Origin of the sequence: Devosia sp., from assembly GCF_028290645.1 — a bacterium.
Classification (GTDB): Bacteria; Pseudomonadota; Alphaproteobacteria; order Rhizobiales; family Devosiaceae; genus Devosia_A.
Window position 1 is genome coordinate 1 of sequence record NZ_JAQGJL010000274.1, and the last position, 4095, is coordinate 4095.

4 protein-coding genes are annotated in these 4095 nt (G+C 66.3%); 1 reads left to right on the top strand and 3 read right to left on the bottom strand.

What is annotated here, in order from left to right:
• Positions 1–2818, bottom strand: a 2818-nt coding sequence (locus tag JWQ89_RS14720) for a transglutaminase family protein (protein WP_299642201.1), incomplete at its 3' end; no start/stop codon positions are given.
• Between the two features lie 96 nt (positions 2819–2914).
• On the opposite strand from JWQ89_RS14720, the gene JWQ89_RS14725 reads away from it, so the two are divergent.
• Positions 2915–3445, top strand: coding sequence for a hypothetical protein (locus JWQ89_RS14725; protein WP_299642203.1), 531 nt, complete (start codon positions 2915–2917; stop codon positions 3443–3445).
• A gap of 98 nt (positions 3446–3543) precedes the next feature.
• On the opposite strand, the gene JWQ89_RS14730 is transcribed toward JWQ89_RS14725, so the two are convergent.
• Together JWQ89_RS14730 and JWQ89_RS14735 are read right to left on the bottom strand one after the other, a co-directional pair.
• Entirely contained in the window at positions 3544–3795 is a 252-nt protein-coding gene (locus JWQ89_RS14730; RefSeq protein ID WP_299642205.1) for a hypothetical protein, read from the bottom strand.
• A gap of 99 nt (positions 3796–3894) precedes the next feature.
• The coding region (locus JWQ89_RS14735) for a hypothetical protein (protein WP_299642206.1) at positions 3895–4095 on the bottom strand (201 nt) is incomplete at its 5' end.

Here is a 4095-nt window from a genome sequence, read left to right on the forward strand (position 1 = left end):
CGACCTCGCCGCAGAAGGGGAAGCGGAATTCGAGCTGGGCTTCGAACCATTCCGGCCGGATATTGAAGCCGTTGGCGCGCAAGTCATTGAGCACGTCGAGGAAATCCTGCCAGACATAATGCGGCAGCATGAAGCGATCGTGCAGCGTATTGCCCCAGCGGGTGAAACTGCCCTGCGCGGGCTCGGCCCAGAAACGGGCGATGAGCGCGCGGACCAGCAATTGCTGGGCAAGGCTCATGCGCGCATTGGGCGGCATTTCGAAGCCACGGAATTCGACCAGACCGAGTCGGCCGGTCGGCCCATCAGGCGAGTAGAGCTTGTCGATGCAGATTTCGGAGCGGTGGGTATTGCCGGTGACGTCGACGAGCAGGTTGCGGAACAGCCGGTCGACCAGCCAGGGACGCGGCGGGGTGCCTTCGCCCGGTGGCGGCACCTGCTTCATGGCGATCTCGAGTTCGTAGAGGCTGTCGTGACGGGCCTCGTCGATGCGCGGCGCCTGCGAGGTGGGGCCGATGAAGAGGCCCGAGAACAGGTAGCTGAGCGAGGGGTGCTGCTGCCAGTGGAGGATCAGGCTCTTGAGCAAATCGGGCCGCCGAAGGAACGGCGAGTCGCCGGGAGTGGAGCCGCCGACCACGACATGGTTGCCGCCGCCGGTGCCGGTGTGCTTGCCGTCGATCATGAACTTGTCGGCGCCGAGCCGGGCCTGTCGGGCCTCCTCGTAGACCGCAGTGGTGGTGGCGACGCATTCCTCCCAGCTCGATGCCGGGTGGATGTTGACCTCGATGACGCCGGGGTCAGGCGCCACGCGGATGACGTTGAGCCGCGGATCGTAGGGCGGGGCGTAGCCCTCGACATGGATGGGGAGGCCGACGGTTTTCGCAGCCTCCTCCGAGGCGGCGATCAGCTCGAGATAGTCCTCGACGGTCGAGACTGGCGGCAGGAAGACGCAGAGGCGCCCCTCGCGCAGCTCCACCGTGACGGCGGTGCGGACGACCGAGTCGATCTCGTCGAGCACCTGCTCGGCGATCTCCTGGTTGATCGTCGGGTCGGCGGTGAAGGTCGAGGGCTGGGCGTGGTGGCCGATCCGGACTTCGACCGGCTGCTGCAGCAGTTCCTCGACCTCGGGCAGGTCGAAGACGGCGACCAGCGGGTCGCGCGGCACGACGTGCGGGTAGGCGGTTGGCTCGACGTGCTTCAGGGAACTCAGCGGCAGGCGATAGCCGACCGGGGAGTCGCCGGCGGCAAGGTAGAGCTTGCCGCGCCGGGTCTTCCATTTCTCGGTGATCCAGCGGGTGCGATCGGGCAGGGCGTTCCAGCGCTGCACCGGCAGCACGTAGCCGGTCGGGTTGTTGAGGCCGTTGTCGAACACCCGCGCCATGCGGGCGCGGGCCTCGGGGTCGGCGAGCTCGGAGTTGGCGGGATCGACGTTGGGCGGCAGCCGGGCTTCCTTCACCAGCCAGTCGCCCGGGTCCTCATAGGCGGCGTCGATCGTCTCGTGGCCGACGCCGAGATTGGTGGCGATCTCGGTGAGGAGGCGCTGGTCGTCGCCCGGTTTAGCTTCGGTGGGTACGCCCTCATGGGCGAACAGCTTGTCGTCGCGCCATACCGGCTTGCCGTCGCGGCGCCAGTAGAGGGAGAAGGTCCAGCGCGGCAGCGTTTCGCCGGGATACCACTTGCCCTGGCCATAATGCAGCAGCCCGCCCGGGGCGAAGCGCTCGCGCAGCCGCCGGATCAGCGCGTCGGCCTTCTCCCGCTTGGTCGGGCCTACGGCATCGGCGTTCCACTCGCCCGCCTCGAAATCGTCGATCGACACGAATGTCGGCTCGCCCCCCATGGTGAGGCGGACGTCGTTGGCGACCAGTTCCTCGTCGACCTTGCGGCCGAGCGCATTGAGCCGGTTCCAGCTCTCATCCGAGAACGGCATGGTGATGCGCGGATGCTCGGCGACGCGGCTCACCTTCATGTCGAACTCGAACTCGACATTGGCGAAGCTGGTGAAGCCCGAGATCGGCGCGGCGTTGCGATAATGCGGGGTGGCGGCGAGCGGCACGTGGCTCTCGCCGGCGAGGAGGCCGGAGGTCGGGTCGAGCCCGACCCAGCCGGCGCCCGGCAGATAGACCTCGCACCAGGCGTGAAGGTCGGTGAAATCGTGGTCGGTGCCGGCGGGACCGTCGAGCGACACGAGGTCCGGCTTCAGCTGGATCAGGTAGCCCGAGACGAAGCGCGCGGCGAAGCCGAGATGGCGCAGCGCCTGCACCAGCAGCCAACTCGAATCGCGGCACGAGCCCTGGGCGCGGGCCAGAGTCTCGTCGGGCTCCAGCACGCCTGTTTCGAGCCGGACGATATAGCCGATCTCGCGCTGCACCCGGGCATTGAGCGCGGTGATGAAGTTGACCGTGTTCATCGGCGTGCGGTCGACCTGCCGCAGGAACTCCATGAGCAGAGGGCCGGCCGGCTGCGGCTTCATGTAGATGGAGAGATCGTAGCGCAGTTCTTCGGGATAGGCGAAGGGCCAGGTCTCGGCGCGCTCCTCGACGAAGAAGTCGAACGGGTTGTAGACCGTCATGTCGGCGACGAGATCGACTTCGATCTTCAGTTCCGTTACCGGGTCGGGGAAGACGTGGCGGCTCAGGTAATTGCCGTAGGGGTCCTGCTGGACGTTGACGAAGTGGTTGGCCGGCGACACCCGCAGCGAGTGGCTGAGCACCTTGGTCTTCGACTGGGGAGCGGGCTGGAGTCGGATGATCTGGGGTTGGAGGACGACGGGGCGATCATATTTGTAGTGCGTCAAGTGGTAGATCGCGGCTTTGATCGACATCAGATCGGTCGCTCACTCTGAGGCACAGAAACTTCCCGCCCGGACGATAGCACAGAAGACCGGCGCGGCTAGCCTTCGCGACAAGCAGGGGGAAACATGACGGACGAACGGGCGATACCAACGTGGCGACGCGTCCTCCGCGCCATCGGGCGGGCGATAGTGATCGTCGCGGTGGTGATCTACACGCTGCTCGACGACCTGCTGTTCCCGCTGTTCCGCCCGCTGATCCGGCGCCTGGGCGAACTGCGGCTGTTCCAGCGGCTGGGCGACCTGATCGCCAGCCTGCCGCCCTATGCGGTGCTGGTGCTGCTGGCGGTACCGTTCGTGATCCTCGAGCCGGCCAAGCTGTTCGCGGTCTATCGCGGCGCCACCGGGCATGTGGTGCAGGGGACGGCGCTGTTGCTGGTGGCGCATGCGCTGTCGCTGCTGGTCAGCGAGCGGCTGTTCCATGCCGGCTACGAGCCGCTGATGCGGATCGGCTGGTTCAAGGCGCTGCTGGACTGGCTGTTCGGACTGCGTGACCTGGCGATCAACTGGGCCAAAGGCACCACGGCCTGGCAGGCGGCGGCCGGCTGGGTGCGCGGGGTGCGCGAGTGGCTGCGCGGAGTGTTGGCGTCGCTGCGGTAGAGGCTGCTCGTACCATGCGGCAAAACCCACCGGTGTCATCCCAGCCTTCGCGGGGATGACACCGAGTATGGAGCCTGTGCCGTGCCCCACACCGCCAACTACTTCTTCTCCTTGGCGGCTTCTTTCGACTCGAGCAAAAACTCCTCGACTTCCTCGAGGCTCGCCGAGAACTCGTAGCCCTTGTTGCCGAAGACGATCTCGAAGCTGTCATCGTCGCGCAGCATGTAGCCGCCATGCGCCTCGATCTTGGGATTGCGCTTCTGCGCCACGAGCAGGCTGACGCCGAACGGGCGGCCGAGCCGGCGGACGCGGCGTTCGATGGCGGCAAGGGTGTGGGCGCGGCTGCTCATGACATGTCCCGTTGGGTGCAACACGTGTTCCCATAGCGCCATCGCGAATTCGGGGAAAGACGTGTCGGTCCACGCACCGGAGGACTATACTGCTGAGCGTCACGTCATGATCAAACCACGGCTGGCGAACGAAGGAGAACCTCGGAGGATCGTCAGCCCGGAAAGGAGGATGTCATGCGTCGTCGTTCCTTGTTGGCTGGAGTTGGTTCGCTGGGGCTTGGCGTTGCGCTGTCCCCGTTCGGCGGCGCGGTTGCGGCCGAAGGCGCCGAGCGTGTTCCCATTGTCTACGGCTATCTCGCG